14 protein-coding genes are annotated in these 16,085 nt (G+C 44.2%); 7 read left to right on the top strand and 7 right to left on the bottom strand.

The window, feature by feature from the left end; genetic code table 11:
- Nucleotides 1-259 precede the first annotated feature (259 nt).
- From PQO05_RS24215 to PQO05_RS24205, 3 genes are all read left to right on the top strand, one after another.
- Entirely contained in the window at nucleotides 260-2,845 is a 2,586-nt protein-coding gene (locus PQO05_RS24215) for a BamA/TamA family outer membrane protein (RefSeq protein ID WP_273630031.1), read from the top strand.
- Between the two features lie 202 nt (nucleotides 2,846-3,047).
- Nucleotides 3,048-3,992: a helix-turn-helix transcriptional regulator gene (locus PQO05_RS24210; protein WP_273630030.1), complete on the top strand. Its 945-nt coding sequence runs from the start codon at nucleotides 3,048-3,050 to the stop codon at nucleotides 3,990-3,992.
- 73 nt (nucleotides 3,993-4,065) lie between these two features.
- Nucleotides 4,066-4,566 (top strand): DinB family protein, encoded by a 501-nt coding sequence (locus PQO05_RS24205; RefSeq protein WP_273630029.1) that lies wholly within the window; start codon nucleotides 4,066-4,068, stop codon nucleotides 4,564-4,566.
- 319 nt (nucleotides 4,567-4,885) lie between these two features.
- On the opposite strand, the gene PQO05_RS24200 is transcribed toward PQO05_RS24205, so the two are convergent.
- The 4 genes from PQO05_RS24200 to PQO05_RS24185 form a co-directional block, all read right to left on the bottom strand.
- Nucleotides 4,886-5,338, bottom strand: coding sequence for a 3-oxoacyl-ACP synthase (locus tag PQO05_RS24200; protein ID WP_273630028.1), 453 nt, complete (start codon nucleotides 5,336-5,338; stop codon nucleotides 4,886-4,888).
- A gap of 35 nt (nucleotides 5,339-5,373) precedes the next feature.
- Nucleotides 5,374-5,685 carry a hypothetical protein gene (locus PQO05_RS24195; protein WP_273630027.1) on the bottom strand — a complete coding sequence of 104 codons (312 nt, stop codon included), beginning with the start codon at nucleotides 5,683-5,685 and terminating at the stop codon, nucleotides 5,374-5,376.
- 103 nt (nucleotides 5,686-5,788) lie between these two features.
- Nucleotides 5,789-6,265 carry a thioredoxin family protein gene (locus PQO05_RS24190; protein ID WP_273630026.1) on the bottom strand — a complete coding sequence of 159 codons (477 nt, stop codon included), beginning with the start codon at nucleotides 6,263-6,265 and terminating at the stop codon, nucleotides 5,789-5,791.
- A 78-nt stretch (nucleotides 6,266-6,343) separates the two neighbouring features.
- Entirely contained in the window at nucleotides 6,344-8,179 is a 1,836-nt protein-coding gene (locus PQO05_RS24185) for a DUF6600 domain-containing protein (RefSeq protein WP_273630025.1), read from the bottom strand.
- 188 nt (nucleotides 8,180-8,367) lie between these two features.
- On the opposite strand from PQO05_RS24185, the gene PQO05_RS24180 reads away from it, so the two are divergent.
- Together PQO05_RS24180 and PQO05_RS24175 are read left to right on the top strand one after the other, a co-directional pair.
- Complete coding sequence (locus PQO05_RS24180; RefSeq protein ID WP_273630024.1) at nucleotides 8,368-9,330, top strand: isopenicillin N synthase family dioxygenase; 963 nt, start codon at nucleotides 8,368-8,370, stop codon at nucleotides 9,328-9,330.
- 232 nt (nucleotides 9,331-9,562) lie between these two features.
- Nucleotides 9,563-10,219 carry a phosphatase PAP2 family protein gene (locus PQO05_RS24175; RefSeq protein ID WP_273630023.1) on the top strand — a complete coding sequence of 219 codons (657 nt, stop codon included), beginning with the start codon at nucleotides 9,563-9,565 and terminating at the stop codon, nucleotides 10,217-10,219.
- A 289-nt stretch (nucleotides 10,220-10,508) separates the two neighbouring features.
- On the opposite strand, the gene PQO05_RS24170 is transcribed toward PQO05_RS24175, so the two are convergent.
- Both PQO05_RS24170 and PQO05_RS24165 read right to left on the bottom strand, forming a co-directional pair.
- Nucleotides 10,509-11,477 (bottom strand): AAA family ATPase, encoded by a 969-nt coding sequence (locus PQO05_RS24170; protein WP_273630022.1) that lies wholly within the window; start codon nucleotides 11,475-11,477, stop codon nucleotides 10,509-10,511.
- Between the two features lies 1 nt (nucleotide 11,478).
- Nucleotides 11,479-12,852: a peptidylprolyl isomerase gene (locus tag PQO05_RS24165; RefSeq protein ID WP_273630021.1), complete on the bottom strand. Its 1,374-nt coding sequence runs from the start codon at nucleotides 12,850-12,852 to the stop codon at nucleotides 11,479-11,481.
- A gap of 175 nt (nucleotides 12,853-13,027) precedes the next feature.
- Here PQO05_RS24165 and PQO05_RS24160 point away from each other — a divergent pair, with 175 nt between their 5' ends.
- A complete protein-coding gene (locus PQO05_RS24160; protein WP_273630020.1) occupies nucleotides 13,028-13,597 on the top strand; it encodes a hypothetical protein in 570 nt (189 codons plus the stop codon).
- 1 nt (nucleotide 13,598) lies between these two features.
- Nucleotides 13,599-14,183: a non-canonical purine NTP diphosphatase gene (locus PQO05_RS24155; protein ID WP_273630019.1), complete on the top strand. Its 585-nt coding sequence runs from the start codon at nucleotides 13,599-13,601 to the stop codon at nucleotides 14,181-14,183.
- 278 nt (nucleotides 14,184-14,461) lie between these two features.
- Here the strand turns inward: PQO05_RS24155 and PQO05_RS24150 are convergent, their stop codons facing one another.
- Nucleotides 14,462-15,493, bottom strand: coding sequence for an IS110 family RNA-guided transposase (locus tag PQO05_RS24150; RefSeq protein WP_273629386.1), 1,032 nt, complete (start codon nucleotides 15,491-15,493; stop codon nucleotides 14,462-14,464).
- Between the last annotated feature and the right edge of the window lie 592 nt (nucleotides 15,494-16,085).

Below are 16,085 nucleotides of genomic sequence, written 5' to 3'. Positions count from 1 at the left end.
TACCCCTTATTAACGTTACTGCAAATTGTATAGACATTAGTGTTCCCCTAATTTAGGGAAATGCAATGACAGTGCTACTGCTTCTAACATTAATAAGGGGTAGAATTTTGGTATAGGACTGTATTGTGTATTCTTATTGGTTGCTATATTCAATTAATCTACATTAAACCCCGCACAAATGTTAAGTATTTGTGTTAATGTATTAATTTGCTGCAAGCAAAGTGTTAAACCTATAAAAACAACATCGATATAGCCGTACATGTACCTCAATAAAACCCTCAGAATTTTCAGCGTATGTTTCGCTCTTTTAATCTATTGCGGCATTATAACAGCCTCGGCACAGGTTATTAAAGGCGATAGTATAAAAGTTGCCGTAGCTCCAGAATACGATAGCGTAAGCAATTTTCATCGCACCTTGTTCGGCGAAAATTACCGTAAACTTTGGGCTACGCCGGTAACCATGAAGGTTTTTTATCTCGAGAAAGAAAAAGGCGGCTTAACCGTTGTTGGCAAAGGCGGTGGTAAACAAACCCAATCACTGCAATTAAAAGATAAACAAGGTAACGAGTGGCGCTTGCGTACTGTGCAAAAATATCCCGACCGTGCATTACCGCCTGATTTGCGCAAAACCATTGTTAAAGATATTTTGCAGGATGAGGTATCAACCTCGCATCCATTTTCAGCCTTGATAGTCCCACCACTGGCGCAGGCCTTGGGTATCCCGCACTCAGAACCACAGATTGTTTACGTGGCCGACGACCCGGGACTGGGTAAATACCGAAAGGATTACGCCAATAAAGTTTTCCTTTTTGAAGACCGTGACCCACTCGATGTGGACAAAAGTGATAATACCGAAAAGGCCGAAAAGAAACTGGAAGCTGATAATGATAACCGTGTTGAACAAAAACTGGTGTTACGTGCGCGTCTCTTAGATATTGTAATTGGCGACTGGGACCGCCACGAAGACCAATGGCGCTGGGTGCATGATAAAGGCGATACAGGTATTGTTTACACCCCAATCCCCCGCGATCGTGATAAGGTATTTTATACTACCTCAGGTATTTTCCCCTGGGTTTTGGCTCACCAATATTTAAAATCTCAGCTACAACCTTATGCAGGCGATATCCGCGATGTACCGGGATGGAATTTTAATGCCCGTTACTTCGACCGTTATTTTTTAACCTCTTTAAGTGAGGATGACTGGAAAGAGCAAATTGCCGATGTGCAACGCCTGCTGACCGATAGCCTGATAGCAAGTGCGATGAAACGGATGCCCGATAATATCTATCGTATGTCGGCCCCTCAATTGATCCCGGCGCTGGAGGCGAGAAGAAATAATTTGCTGAAGATTGGTTTAACCTATTATAATTTCCTGGCCGACCATGTGGACATCCCCGCCACTAATAAAATGGAACGCTTTGATGTGGATGAGCAGGCAGGTGGCAAGGTAGAAGTAACCATCCATAAAATTAAGAAGAGCGGCGATACGGCGCAGGTAATTTACCATCGCATATTCGACCCATCGGTTACCAAAGAGATTCGATTATATGGCTTGGGTGGTAAAGATGTTTTCAATGTAACCGGTACCGAACCATCACCCATTAAAGTACGCATGATAGGCGGCGATGGCGTAGATAGTTTTTATGTAGATAAAAAGCTGAACAACCGGAATGATCTGTATGTGTATGACCGGTCGGACGAAAAAAATAGCCTGCCCCCACGCGCTTATGCCAAGATTCGCACGGCGAAGGATACACTGGTCAACTCCTTTGATCGCACTGCTTTTAAATATAATAATACATCGCCCATTGTACTGGCCAATTACAGTACAGACGAAGGCATTATCCTGATAGGCGGTATGTTGTTTGAGAAGCAAGGCTTCCGCAAAGAACCTTATGCGTATAGGCAAACCGTAGTATTGGGTTATTCGCTCGGCAGGCAATCGTTTATGATCAATTATAATGGGGACTTTAAAAAGGCCATCGGTAACAGCGATTTAAATGTGGCTATCAGTTCAAAAGGCCCGCATAATATTGCCAACTTTTTCGGCATCGGTAATAATACTGTATTTAATAAGGATGATAACCACGGCATAGAATACTATCGCAACCATTACAACTATATTAATATAGATACCCGTTTGTTCCACACCTACAATAACTGGCAGGTAAGCGGGGGTATAGCCGGGCAAATCTATTATGCATCAGAGTCTGATAACGTAAACCATTTCCTGGGTACCTACAGCCAGCAAAACCCCGATCAAAATAATTATAGCTCCAAGCTTTTTGCAGGTGCAGTAGTTGGGCTTAGGTATGATACCCGTAACAGCATTACTAATCCCAGTAGCGGCGTGTATTGGAATACCAACGTTACTACCTTAACAGGTGTGGCTAATGCAAATAATACGTTTTCCTCTGTGCTGTCGGAGTTTAACACTTATTTTACACCATTCGGCGATTCCACATTTATAGTTGCTAACCGTGTTGGCGGGGGTACTATTATCGGTCATGCACTGTTCTTTCAGGATATGCGCTTGGGCGGTCCGCAAAACTTACGTGGTTTACACACTAACCGTTACACCGGCCGTACGATGGCTTATGATAACTTCGAGATCAGGATGAAGCTGTTTAACTTCAACTCTTACCTTTTACCGGGTACAGTTGGCTTGTTAGGCTTCAACGATATTGGCCGTGTATGGGAACCCGGCGAAAAATCGGACGAGTGGCATGATGGCTATGGCGGCGGTATATTTATTATCCCGGCACGGGCCTTTACTTTCTCGGCTGTAATGGGCTTCTCTAAAGATGGCGCATTGCCTTATCTGAATTTTGGATTTAGGTTTTAATCGCTTTAATTCCCCTCTTGAGAGGGGTTAGGGGTGTGTTCTTTATGCGCATAAACACACCCCTGCCACTGCACATCCCTTCGCGCCCCCTCTCAAGAGGGGAAGTAAAAAAGTTTCAAAAAGGCCTCTCCTTTGGAGAGGGCTGGGGTGAGGTTATTTCAATTCTTTTGCTACTTTTGTTAGCAATCTACCTCTGTCCGCCATGAACCGTATTGACCGTATCTCTGCTATATTAATTCAACTGCAATCGCGCCGAACGGTAAAGGCCGGCGATATTGCTTCGCGGTTTAATATCAGTTTGCGCACGGTTTATCGGGATGTTAAAACTTTGGAAGAGGCCGGGATCCCCATCATTGGCGAAGCTGGTATAGGATACTCTTTAGTCGACGGATACCGCCTGCCCCCGGTAATGTTTACCCGCGACGAAGCTGCCGCTTTTTTAACCGCCGAAAAGCTGGTAGCCCAGTTAACAGACGATGCCAATGGAGCCAGTTACAGTTCGGCGATGTATAAGATTAAAGCTGTGTTGAAAAGTGTAGACAAAGATTACCTGGAGGTTATCGATAATCATATCGAGGTTTTAAGATCCCGCAATCACCGGGAACTGAAGGAAGATGTTAACCCGCTGCAAATTATATTAGAAGCGATAGCCGAAAAAAAGATCTTATCTATCACCTATACTGCAGCCTATAAACAAACGCCAACCAGTCGCGAAATAGAACCTGTTGGCGTGTTTTACCTCGATAATCATTGGCACCTGATTGCGTATTGCCGGTTGAGAAATGATTACCGTGATTTCAGGTTCGACAGGCTGGATTATATTTCGGTTACCGGCGAAAGTTTCACAAAAGCTCATCCGCCGTTGAAGGAGCATTTGAAGAGTTTGTACAAGGCCAATGACCTGATCACAATTGTAATCCGCATTAAAAGAGATACTGCGCCTTATATGAGTGAGCAGCGTTATTACCATGGTTTTGTATCAGAAACTATTGATGGCGATATTGTTGAAATGCAATTTTTAACCCCTTACCTCGAAGGTTTTTCGCGCTGGTATATCACCTTTGCCGATCATTGTACCATAGTTGAACCGGCTGCCTTGAAAGAGCGGATTAAGGCCATGGTAGAAAAAATTTCAATTAATTTATAGCAGCAAAAACATGCTGACATAGGGCTGTCACTATGGTGTGGTTACTTTGAATATAAATCAAACACACCATCACATGACACTATTAAAAATCTTCTCTGAAGAACTGGCAAGCGAAGCCCAAATCACACGTAAAATGCTGGAGCGCATCCCCGATGATAAATTCGGCTGGCAGCCCCATCCTAAAAGCATGACCATTAAACGGCTGGCTACCCATATCTCTGACCTACCCAACTGGATTGCCATGGCATTGACCACCGAAGAACTCGATTTCCAAAATAACAATTGGGAAGAACCTGATCTGAATACCACTGCCGAACTATTAGCCAATTTAGAAAAAGCAGTTGTTAACGGAGAAAATGCGCTGGCCAATGGCAAAGAAGAAATCCTGGATGAGCCATGGGTACTCCGCTCTGGCGACCAAATTTTTCTTACCACCAAAAAGCGCGAAATGATCCGTACATCGCTTAACCAGATTACGCATCACCGTGCACAGTTAGGTGTATTTTTAAGATTGTTAGACATCCCAATCCCCGGCAGTTACGGGCCAAGTGCAGATGAGAATGGCTTCGCATAAACATTTAATAATACAGGCAGTAGTTTTCTGCCTGTATTACCTCTACGAAATATTGTGTACGTTTAGGGGATTGACAACATGAGAAGCATACTTGCACGTCATCCCGAATTTATTTCTGGATCCCATCTGCTAAGCTTAATATGCAAAGTCTGCGACCTGTCCTGTGGGGTGCTGAAATAAATTCAGCATGACGAAACGTTTATGATAATTTTGTCATTCAGAGCGATAGCGAAGAATCTTCTGCGCTAAATGCATTCAAGATCTACAGGGCGAAGAAGATTCCTCGTACCTCGGAATGACAAAAAGATATTATAGAAACTTACAACACCTCTACCACCTCATACCCCATCCCATTAACTTCAAATTTATCCCCGGCTTTTTTGCCTTTAAGTTTGGTGCCGATGGGTGATGCAGGCGAAACGGCAAAATAATTATCGCCATTAAGGGTTAGTGTGCCTGCGCTTATGGCCAGGTAAAAGCGACCTTTATTGGTGATAACAATGCTGCCGGTATCGGCAATGGGCGATGAGCCTGCGGTGCTTACCGCATTGAGGGCCACCATTAACTTTTTAGCTTCGTTAAGTGTGCCGAGGTTGCGGTTTATTTCCTGCTGCATCATGGCGCGGCCTGTTTCGTATTTATCGCCGGCACTGCTTTTGGTTTCCTGCTGCTGGCCCTGTTGGGCTTCGTCAATAGCATGCTGTGCATTGTTGATGCGCGTGTTAATATGGTCGGCGCATAGTTGATGCAGCAGAAGCTTGGTGTTATTCATGCTGCTAAGTTAGGAAAGAAAAAAGTTAAGATTAATTACATCGCCAGGTGATGGCCCTCGCGAGGGTCTTCGGGCAAAATTTCCATATCCGGAAAATGGATATAGTTGGCGTACCATTGTATGGCTGCAACTACATCAAGCGCATCATCGGGCGTAATATTAATAGTTTCAAATGCGTATAATTTATCCTGTGCATAGCCGTATAGTTGAATTTCATTCGTATCTGGCGAGAAATTCTCATTGCTTACGCAAAACACTTTCACCTTCAAATCTGTGTCGCGCGAGTGAATAACATCCCTGCATGGATCCTTCGGATCGGTGGCTAATAAAAATACGTTATGATCCATAATAATACCTAACAATATATGTATGAGAAAGTTTAGTTTAAGTGTATAACGGGTTGTAGTAGACTTTGATTAATACACCACAATACCGTTTTCAGGCAGGTTATTAGTGTGCAGGCACAGGTTTTTTGCTTAATGCTTTCTGTCCAAATTTAATCAGATCATTAGCGCCGATATAGCCAACCGTACCCAATACCGGGTTACCTGCCGAATCAAAGATAATTAAAGTTGGATAAGCCTGCATTCCCCACGCCGAAGCCAGTTCAGGCCCCTGGCCTTTTTCCATGTCAATGGCTACGTTCACAAAGTTTTTGTTGAAAAAATCGGCAGCTTTGGCATTTTTAAAAGTGGTTGCTTTTAGCATTTTACATGGGCCGCACCAGGTAGCGTAGGCATCAACAAAAATATATTTATGTTGGGCTGCCGCTTGCTTAAGTGCTTCGCCCCAGGAGTCTTCTATAAAATTGATCTGCGTAGCCGGAGCTGTATCTATGCGGACTGCTTCGGGTTTCTTAACCGAGAAAAATAAGATAGCCAATCCCATAAGGACAGCCACAGAAAGTAAAGCAGATAATTTACGCATCAGGAAATAATTTGGATATAAAAATAGCACATATCTGCTATTAAACAGATATGTGCTTTATAATAATATCAACAATGGTTAGCGCTGGTGGTGTTCCTGCGGCTGTTGCTGCGGTGGGCGTTGTTGCCTTTGCTGTTGCTGCATCTGCTGTTGCTGACGTTGCTGTTGTTGTTGCATTTGCTGTTGTTGGCGCTGCTGCTGTTGCATTTGTTGCTGCTGACGTTGCTGTTGTTGAGCCTGCTGCTGTGCTTGTTGCTGTTGACGTTGGGCTTGCTGCTGTGCCTGTTGTTGCTGGCGTTGCTGCTGTTGAGCTTGTTGCTGTTGACGCTGTGCTTGCTGTTGCTGACGCTGCTGTTGTTGAGCTTGCTGCTGTGCTTGCTGTTGCTGACGCTGCTGTTGTTGAGCTTGCTGCTGCGCTTGTTGTTGCTGACGCTGTTGTTGTTGAGCTTGTTGCTGTTGACGCTGAGCCTGCTGCTGCGCTTGTTGTTGAGCCTGTTGTTGCTGCGCCTGCTGCTGTTGGCGTTGTTGCTCTTGTTGCTGCTGATGTTGTTGCTCTTGTTGAGCATCACGGGTTGGGCGGGCACCAGGCTGATTAGGCTGTGCCCCCGGCTGACCCGGTTGTTGATGCCCTTCCTGACCGTGTTGGTTAGGATTATTATGTTGCCCAGGCTGGTTAGGCTGTACACCCGGCTGACCCGGTTGCTGGTGACCTTCCTGACCGTGTGGGTTAGGATTATTATGTTGCCCCGGCTGATTAGGCTGTACACCCGGCTGACCCGGTTGTTGATGGCCTTCCTGACCATGTTGGTTAGGATTATTATGTTGCCCCGGCTGGTTAGGCTGTACACCCGGCTGAACAGGTTGTTGATGGCCTTCCTGACCATGTTGGTTAGGGTTATTATGCTGAGCAGGCTGCCCTGGCTGATTAGGTACATTCGGACGACCCTGTTGCCCCGGCTGATTAGGCTGTGGATGGTTACCGCCTGGTTGGTTGGGCCTATTATTTACCCGTACCATATTATGGTTAGCTGCATCATTACTACGGGCTACGGCAGCCAGTTGCGCAGCATTATTATGGTTAATGTTGCCAGTGTTGTGGTTGCCAATGTTTGCAGCAGGATGTGCATTACGATATGCATTAGCATCAACCACACGGGCCGGGCGGGCTGTAGTTACGTGGGTAACCGATGGCCTGTAAATGTTAACGGCATGGTTATTTATACCCGGTCTGCCCGGTCTTTCGGCATTGTTAATACGGTAAACCGGTGGCGCAGTGTGGGTATAACGCTGTATATCCTCGCGGCGCGGGCCTGCATAATACCTGCGGTTGTTGTTTACATAAACGTTGGTGATGTAGGTTGTTTGATGTATATAAGTATTTACCCGTGCGCGCGGTACGTAGTAATTGTAAATACGCGGACTGTTAATATAGGCTGCGGCTGCAAATACCCAATAACTTTCGGGCACGTCATAGCCACTGCCGAATGATACGCTTACACTCAGTCCGGGGCTTAAGGGTGCCCAGCCATAATAGCCGCCGCCACTACGCCAGTTAACCCAGGCTGGTCCCCACTCGTAACCGGGTACCCATTCCCAACCGTAATAATCGTCGAAACGCCAGCGGCCGTAGTGGAAAGGTGCCCAACCCCAGTCGTAGTCAGATACCCAGGTATTGCCATAGTCGGTTAACACCCAGTGGCCATCGCTGGCATAGGGCCTGAAATCGGGTCCTGCATCGGGCACCCATACGTTGCCGTAATTGGGATCATCTATCCAGGTACCGTAAGGTGATAGTTCATCATAAAATGTTTGGAAAGATATAGCGTCTCCTTGTGCGCTACTCTTATTGGGCATTGCCAATATGATGGCAAATAGCATTAAGCCGTGCCAGATATATTTTTTAAGGGTTTTCATAGTTGTTGTTATTATTAAGCCTGATTGGTTGAGGTATATAACTTATCCGACTGTAATTAGTGACAAGCGTTTAATCTTAAAAATTGTTTGTGCTTTTTTAAGATGATTATATTGTCAAATAAAACTTATTAACATTCTTTATCATTGTGTTAATAAGTTTTATTTTTATCCGCGATAAAATATTTTATATGAGTACAGTAAATATCCCAAGATTAGATCTTAACGATTATATTAATGGTACCGAAGGACAGCGTAAACGCTTTTCGGACGAAATAGGTAAGGCTTTCAACGAAACCGGATTTGTGACCATCACTAATCATGGTTTAAGCAAAGAGCTTATTGATAAACTTTACGAGCAGGTTAAAGAATTATTTGCCCTGCCCGAAGATGTAAAATTGAAATACGAAAAGGCAGAATTGGCCGGCCAGCGTGGTTATACCAGTAAGGGCAAAGAAACTGCTAAAGGGTTTAAAGTACCCGATCTGAAAGAGTTTTGGCAAATTGGCCAAACCGTTACCGATAACGACCCGGTTAAATTTGAATATCCTGAAAACGTACACGTGGAAGAACTGCCTGAATTTAACGCCGTAACAGGCGAAGTTTACCAACGCCTTGAAGCAGCCGGCAAGCATTTATTACAGGCAATAGCTGTTTATTTAGGTTTAAACGAACATTATTTCGATGCAAACGTACATAACGGAAATTCAATTCTGCGTACGTTGCATTACTTCCCAATCACAGACCCGGATGCATTACCAGATGACGCTGTACGTGCAGGTGCCCACGAAGATATTAACCTGATTACCCTGTTAATTGGTGCAAGTGCGGATGGACTTGAACTATTAACCCGCGAAAATACCTGGTTCCCGGTTAAAGCACATGGCGAAGACGTGGTAGTAAACGTTGGCGATATGTTACAGCGTTTAACCAACGGTAAACTGAAATCAACTACACACCGTGTGGTTAATCCACCACGCGAAATGATGAAGTTTTCACGTTTCTCAGTACCGTTCTTCCTGCACCCAAAATCGAGCATGGATTTAACAAGCTTACCTGAAACCATCAGCGAAGAGCACCCAAAACAATTTAGCGACATGACTGCCGGCGAGTACCTCGACGAGCGTTTACGCGAAATTGGCTTGAAGAAATAAGAGCCCCTGGCCCCCTAAAGGGGGAGAAGGAAAAATAAAGAAAGCCATTCATCACTGAATGGCTTTCTTTGCTTTTATAAATTTGTCATTGCGAGGAACGAAGCAATCTCGTCGCCAATACTTATTCGCCCTGTATAGCTACGAGATTGCCACGTCGTTCCTCCTCGCAATGACAAAAAGTGGTAACTTCATTCATCCAAAACATTAATAATTAGCAAGCTGTTCAATAAAAATGATCCCTGAAAGAAGAAAGAAACTTATAGCCATTGTAATTATCATCATTAGCATTGGTTTTTTAGGATTGAGTGCTTTTATCGCTCATTTCCCTACCACGCTTCTGGACGAGCATTTTTCGAGAAAAGTACAATCCTACCAAAGCCCAACCTTGAGTATTGTAATGGAGCAGATCAGCTGGTTTGGTTACTTTCCGGGTTCTATTATTATGGTAGTGCTTGCAACACTGGCGTTTTTGGTGTTTAAATACAAACGTGAAGCCTTGTTTATGTTACTTACGGCTTTAGCAGGCTTAGTAAGTACTATTTTTAAAGTTATGGTTAACCGACCAAGGCCATCTGAGCCATTGGTACATGTTTTTAAGAAAGCGGCACAACAAAGTTTCCCAAGTGGGCACGTGTTGTTTTATGTGGTTTATTTTGGGATGCTCACTTTGCTGATGATCCAGCTGAAGGAAGTTTCAAAAATTATCAGGGTTGTAGTTTCGGCTATATCCCTGTTCTTAATATTTACTATCCCTTTCTCGCGTATTTATTTAGGTGCACACTGGTTTACAGATGTGGTAGGAGGGGCATTGTTAGGGATTGTATGCCTATATACTTTAAGCTATTTCTACGAGCGCAAGGCAACAAAGGCTTATGAGAATGAGGCGTAAAGGGGATTGCAAATCCCCTGAAGTATTAAGCACTCGTTGCAAACGAGCGCAAGGTTAAGCAAGTATCCACTTCACCGTCATTGCGAGGAACGAAGCAATCGCGAACTACACAGAGCGGCTCTGCATATCGGGGGCTTCGACGGGGCTCAGCATGACAAAGCTTCGTTCCTCGCAATGACGCGTGGTGTTACAGGCCATAAAAACAAAAAAGCATCCTGTTCTGCGGATGCTTTTCTATAAATCTTTCGTCTTTTCTTAACTCACTCCCTCACTCATTCACAACTCGAAACTAAAACAGCTGCTCAATAATCTGGTCTGTGCTCATGCCCTCGGCTTCGGCCTGGTAGCTGCGTACAATGCGGTGCCTCAGAATGGCTTTGGCTACGGCCTGTACATCTTCAATATCGGGCGAATATTTACCGCTGATTACAGCGTGGCACTTGGCGCCCAGTATTAAGAATTGTGACGCACGCGGTCCAGCACCCCAGCTTAGTAGGCGCTTAACCATTGGTGTAGCCAGTTCGCCTTGCGGGCGGGTTTTTGCAACCAGTTTAACGGCATATTCCAATACATGATCAGTAACAGGGATATTGCGTACCAGTTGCTGAAAGTACATGATTTGTTGTCCGTTCAGTATTTTATTAACCTCGGCAACAGATGTACCAGTGGTGTTTTTCACCACCTGCAATTCTTCTGCAAAGGTTGGGTAGTTTAAGGCTACGTTAAACATAAACCTATCCAGTTGTGCTTCGGGCAGGGGGTAAGTACCTTCCTGCTCAATAGGGTTCTGGGTAGCCAGTACAAAAAATGGCTGAGCCAGTTTATAGGTAACACCCGATGCCGTTACAGATTTTTCCTGCATGGCTTCGAGCAGCGCTGCCTGAGTTTTAGGTGGCGTACGGTTTATTTCATCGGCCAAAATAATGTTCGAGAACACCGGGCCGTGGATGAATTTAAAGTTGCGGTCTTCACCCAAAATCTCCGAACCGATAATGTCTGACGGCATTAAATCTGGGGTAAATTGGATGCGCTTAAAATCGAGGTCGAGCACGCGGGCTACGGTTTGTACCAGCAGGGTTTTAGCCAGACCGGGTACACCTACCAGCAAGCAATGCCCGTTGCTGAATACGGCGATCAAAACAGATTTAACAACCTCATCCTGCCCAACAATAACTTTCGCTATTTCGGCACGTGTAAGTTCATAGGCCCGCTTTAAGGCGTCGGCCGCTTCTACTTCTGATCTGTATTCTGCTTGCATATTAAGGTTTAGCTGCGGCTACGGCAGGCGTTGCTGCCCATGATTTTAATTGCGGACAAGTTTGATACTCAGGGTCGATACGGATAAATGTTTCCTTGCGTTTTTTCTCAAACCAGGCACTTACCGTACGGTTAAGTTTATCAGAGTAAGCAACCTCTTTCAGCTTAGGGAAATCCTGTGCCAGGTTGGCTTTATGCGCATCGGTAACAGAGCGCAATAAAAATAATTTGTAGCTTTTTTTAGTGTCCTGGCCGGTAAATAAGATAGGTTTCGATATTTCGCCTACTTTCATGGTATCAACCACTAAAGCAATTTGCGGGTCTAATTTATCAGTAGGGATAAAGGTAGTACGTGTTTGCACGTTATCGGCATTCAGCATCATACCGCCATTGTATTTGGTTTCTTTATCGTCAGAATAATAAGCAGCTGCGCTCGAAAAATCAACCTGCTTGTTTTTGGTTAACAGGGTATATACGCTATCTGCTTTTAATTTGGCGCGGTCTAAACTGCCTTGGGTAATTTGTGGCATAATCAGGATGTGGCGCACGTGTACCTGCTCGCCGCGGCGCTCAATTACCTGTAAAAAGTGGAAACCGAAATCGGTTTCAAACACTGGTGAAATTTCGCCGGCTTTTAGCTTAAAGGCCATTGCGCTAAATTCTTTCACAAATGTACTACGATCGGCAAAGCCTAAATCGCCACCCTCAACTGCCGAACCCGGATCCTGAGAATACAGACGTGCCAGCGTACCAAAGTCTTCACCTTTCTTTACACGGTCATGCAATTCCTGTGCTTTTTGGCGGTATACTTCTTTTTCTTCTTTACTTAAAGTTGGGTTAAAGGCAATTTCGCCCACCTCAACTTCTTTATTATATGACGGCAAACTGTCGGCAGGGATTTTTTTATAAAAAGTCTCTACTTCTAACGGTGTAACACTAATTTTTTCGGTGATTTTACCACGCATACGGTCGGCTACCATACTTTCGCGGATCTCGTTACGGATCTCATCTTTATACTGGATTACCGAACGCCCCAGAAATTGTTCCAACCTGTCTTGTCCGCCGGCGCGTTGCAGCATGCTGCGCATTTTACGGTCAATCTCATTGTCAACCTCGTCTTCTTTAACGGTAACGCTATCAATAACGGCTTGCTGGGCTAATATTTTTTGGGTTAGTAAGTTTTGCATTACCTGGCATTTAATGCTGGGGTTTGGCGCGCCACCTTGTGCAAGGTACTGGGCATATTGCATTTCGATGTCCGACTGTAAAATAATACCACTGCCTACAACACCCGCAATTTTATCCATCGAACGTTGTGCCTTTGAAACTGACACGATCAGTAAAAAGCCTAATATGGCTATTCCGAATTTTCTCATTTATAATTTTAATAATCCCTAATCAATCCCTATGGGACGATTAACCTTCAAATTTCGCAAAATTTATTGAACTGCAGCCCCTTAAAAGTTATTTTACTCCTAAATACTGATATTTTACGAATATGCAGATAATGGCTCGCTTGCTTTAACTATTTTTGGTTAAATTTTGTTAAATATGGCACCCGATAATCCGGCTTTACTACACTACTTTTTACAGGATGATCTGTACCTGCTTAATGAAGATAAAAACGCCTACAACGGTGAATCAAAGCAAGTATTTACCTCACCGGCTGAAGCAGAAATTTTACCTGTAACGCAAGCCCCGGCAGTGCCTGTAACCACACCTGTACCTGAAACGCCGAAACCTAACTTTAAGTACTTAGGCGGCAATAAAAAGCAGTTTTTAATACTGGTGAATTACATAGCCGATGAGCACATGGCCGAAGCACATTTAAAAGCACTGGAAAGCACCCTCGGTCGGAAAACCCTTGCTATTGATGATGTGGCTATTTTAAATACTGCCACATACACAGCTAACAACCACCATGATTTTATTGCTTTCTTTTCACCTGCGAAACTATTGATTCTGGGTACACCTGCTATACCCGCTGGATTGGTTTCGCCGCAACTCAATGTGATTCAGCAAGTAGAAAACCGACTGCAATTATTTACCCATAGTTTTGATGAAATGCTGGCCGACCGCGACAAAGCCAAAGCGTTTTGGGAACAAATGAAAAACCTGTAATATGCCTTACCAATTAGTATTTGCCACCAATAACCGCCACAAACTTGATGAGGTTGCTGCCAAAACAGGCGATAAGTTTAAACTGCTAACCCTTGATGATATTGGATGCACCGATGATATTGAAGAAACCGGCAGCACTTTCCATGAAAACGCATCGATTAAAAGCCATTATATTTTCGATCATTATCAACTCGATTGTTTTGGCGATGATAGCGGCCTGGAGATAAATGCCCTTAACGGCGAGCCAGGTATATATTCGGCCCGTTATGCCGGTACACATGGCAACCATGATGCTAATATCAAAAAGGTATTAGCTAAGCTTGGCGATAATCCCAACCGCACAGCCCGTTTCCGCACTGTAATTTCTTTAATATGGAAAGGTGAAGAGCATTTTTTTGAAGGCACAGTAGAAGGTACCATCCGCCACGAACGTTCTGGCGCCGAAGGTTTTGGTTACGATCCGATCTTTCAGCCTGATGGTTACGAAATTACTTTTGCCGAAATGGAGATGGAGGAGAAAAATGCGATTAGTCACAGGGCCATTGCTATGGAGAAATTGTTGGCGTTTTTGAAGTTACAAGAATAAGAGATTCAGGAATAGCCTTTCATAAGAGCCCGTCATTGCGAGGTACGAAGCAATCTCAGACCGATTAGCACTGTCCCTGAATAAAGCAGAAACTCTTATGAATGGGTTGTGATTTAATCAATGTTAGTCCCGCTCAATCACCGCGGGTTGGCTCATTACTTTGTAGCCACAAAGATTCTGTGTTAAGTATCAAATATATTTTACATTTGTTTTATTAAAGGCGGCTTATGTCAGCTTGTTTAGGGCGGTCAACTTTTTAGTTGTATCGCCCTAACTCTTTAAAATGGTATTTCAATTGCTTTGTGCAGGTATCCAATGTCATAAATTTGACCAGTCTTTGCAATGATATAAGTTAGCTCCAGCAGCTTTCTCTGTATGGCTACTATGGCTTTCATTTTGATCCCATGCTTAGCTATTAACCTGGCGAATACAGCCCTAAAGCGTTCATCGTTTCTTATAGCAGCCAATGCGGGCAAATGCATGGCCTTTCGCAAATGTTTGTTCCCTTTTTTAGATATCCTTGGTTTGCCCTTTACAGAAGTTCCGGATTGCTTTTCCTGGACATCGAGCCCGGCGTAACTGACCAATTGTTTTTTACTTCGGATGAGTTCAAAACCATTCGTTTCAGCAAGTACGGTTACTGCTGTGAGGGTTCCTATGCCGGGTATGGAGGTAATGGTCTTAACCTGCTTAACCAATTGCGGATCATTTTTTATTAATTCTGCCAGTTCTGCTTTGATGTCTTTCTCCTGTCTGTTGAGTAATGTTATCCGCTCATTAACCCTGCTAATACTTCTTTCATTAGGAAAAGCTTCTGCCAGTTCAGCGTGTAGCTGATTTTTAAGCATAGTACGTTCGCCTATCAATTGGTCCCGCTCACGGGTCAGCTGCCTTAAGTCTTTGAATACTTTTTTGGGCCGCTGCCAAATCTCCAGCTTCCTTTCCAGGCCAAACCTGGTTATCGCCTGAGACGCGCTTTTGTCCGTGATCGTCTTAACATCAAGTGTTCTTACATAATTACTGATCTTGTTCGGCAATATAATACTTACCAAGTCTCCCCGATCTGAAAGATAATAAGCCAGGGCTTCATGATAAACCCCGGTGGCTTCCATCGCATAAAGTATCTTTACCTGATCTGAAAATAGCTTCTCTGTCCATTGTATAAGTTGGGAAAAGCCTTTCTTATTGTTACTAAATGTTTTGCCGGCGATCAGTTCGATATTGGTATCCTGGTCCATTTGACCAAGTGATACAACTAATTCATCCTTTGCCACGTCGATTCCGACTGTTTGTTTGAGTAGATTGATCATGTGTTCGCTAAGTTTAAACCTTAAGTGATAACCTTCCTTCGTCTTTTCTCCTGGTGGATATACTGGCTGTATAGATATACCATACGCCTTACATTCTGTTCAGACGCTAAAAGGCAAAAAAGAGGAGGCAGTATCTTTGTGTGAACATGCTTGTAATTGCTGTTTGTAACCAAACCTGCTCTCACTCTTCTTCACTTAATTAGAATACAAACATAGGAGTAACCAAAAGGCTCATCGGCAAAAGGCTTCTTTACGCACATACCCATGCCGCACAAGCGTACAGAACAACACAGGCCGGGATCTTTTGCCCCACTAACGTTCGCTCAGGCCAGCTCTTCTGCAAATCTCCAATGCCTCTTTCCGGCGCTCTGGCCGTCATTGTTCTGCCCGCTTTTGGCCGAAGCTGTTTGCCGACGTTAGAAGAGAAGCAAGAATCGAGAGCCAAGAAACAAGAACAAAGACCGTATTAAGTAGTACAATCAAAAGAAGCGGTGGCCCAGACGCAAAAGCGGGGCCGTGTAGTGGATATGTGCGGTGGAGCTTTTTTGCGTCTTGATCTTTTGGTTACTTTTGGATCAAGCCAAAAGTAACA

Origin of the sequence: Mucilaginibacter jinjuensis, assembly GCF_028596025.1 — a bacterium.
GTDB classification, from domain to species: Bacteria; Bacteroidota; Bacteroidia; order Sphingobacteriales; family Sphingobacteriaceae; genus Mucilaginibacter; species Mucilaginibacter jinjuensis.
Note: the sequence above shows the minus strand (reverse complement) of the source record. Positions and strands in the feature narration are given on the sequence as shown.

What these genes read in the sequence shown, in the direction of transcription:
- PQO05_RS24215 (WP_273630031.1), top strand. Translation starts at nt 260, where the DNA reads ATGTACCTCAATAAAACCCTCAGAATTTTCAGCGTATGTTTCGCTCTT.
- PQO05_RS24210 (WP_273630030.1), top strand. Translation starts at nt 3,048, where the DNA reads ATGAACCGTATTGACCGTATCTCTGCTATATTAATTCAACTGCAATCG.
- PQO05_RS24205 (WP_273630029.1), top strand. Translation starts at nt 4,066, where the DNA reads ATGACACTATTAAAAATCTTCTCTGAAGAACTGGCAAGCGAAGCCCAA.
- PQO05_RS24200 (WP_273630028.1), bottom strand. Translation starts at nt 5,338, where the DNA reads ATGAATAACACCAAGCTTCTGCTGCATCAACTATGCGCCGACCATATT.
- PQO05_RS24195 (WP_273630027.1), bottom strand. Translation starts at nt 5,685, where the DNA reads ATGGATCATAACGTATTTTTATTAGCCACCGATCCGAAGGATCCATGC.
- PQO05_RS24190 (WP_273630026.1), bottom strand. Translation starts at nt 6,265, where the DNA reads ATGCGTAAATTATCTGCTTTACTTTCTGTGGCTGTCCTTATGGGATTG.
- PQO05_RS24185 (WP_273630025.1), bottom strand. Translation starts at nt 8,179, where the DNA reads ATGAAAACCCTTAAAAAATATATCTGGCACGGCTTAATGCTATTTGCC.
- PQO05_RS24180 (WP_273630024.1), top strand. Translation starts at nt 8,368, where the DNA reads ATGAGTACAGTAAATATCCCAAGATTAGATCTTAACGATTATATTAAT.
- PQO05_RS24175 (WP_273630023.1), top strand. Translation starts at nt 9,563, where the DNA reads ATGATCCCTGAAAGAAGAAAGAAACTTATAGCCATTGTAATTATCATC.
- PQO05_RS24170 (WP_273630022.1), bottom strand. Translation starts at nt 11,477, where the DNA reads ATGCAAGCAGAATACAGATCAGAAGTAGAAGCGGCCGACGCCTTAAAG.
- PQO05_RS24165 (WP_273630021.1), bottom strand. Translation starts at nt 12,852, where the DNA reads ATGAGAAAATTCGGAATAGCCATATTAGGCTTTTTACTGATCGTGTCA.
- PQO05_RS24160 (WP_273630020.1), top strand. Translation starts at nt 13,028, where the DNA reads ATGGCACCCGATAATCCGGCTTTACTACACTACTTTTTACAGGATGAT.
- PQO05_RS24155 (WP_273630019.1), top strand. Translation starts at nt 13,599, where the DNA reads ATGCCTTACCAATTAGTATTTGCCACCAATAACCGCCACAAACTTGAT.
- PQO05_RS24150 (WP_273629386.1), bottom strand. Translation starts at nt 15,493, where the DNA reads ATGATCAATCTACTCAAACAAACAGTCGGAATCGACGTGGCAAAGGAT.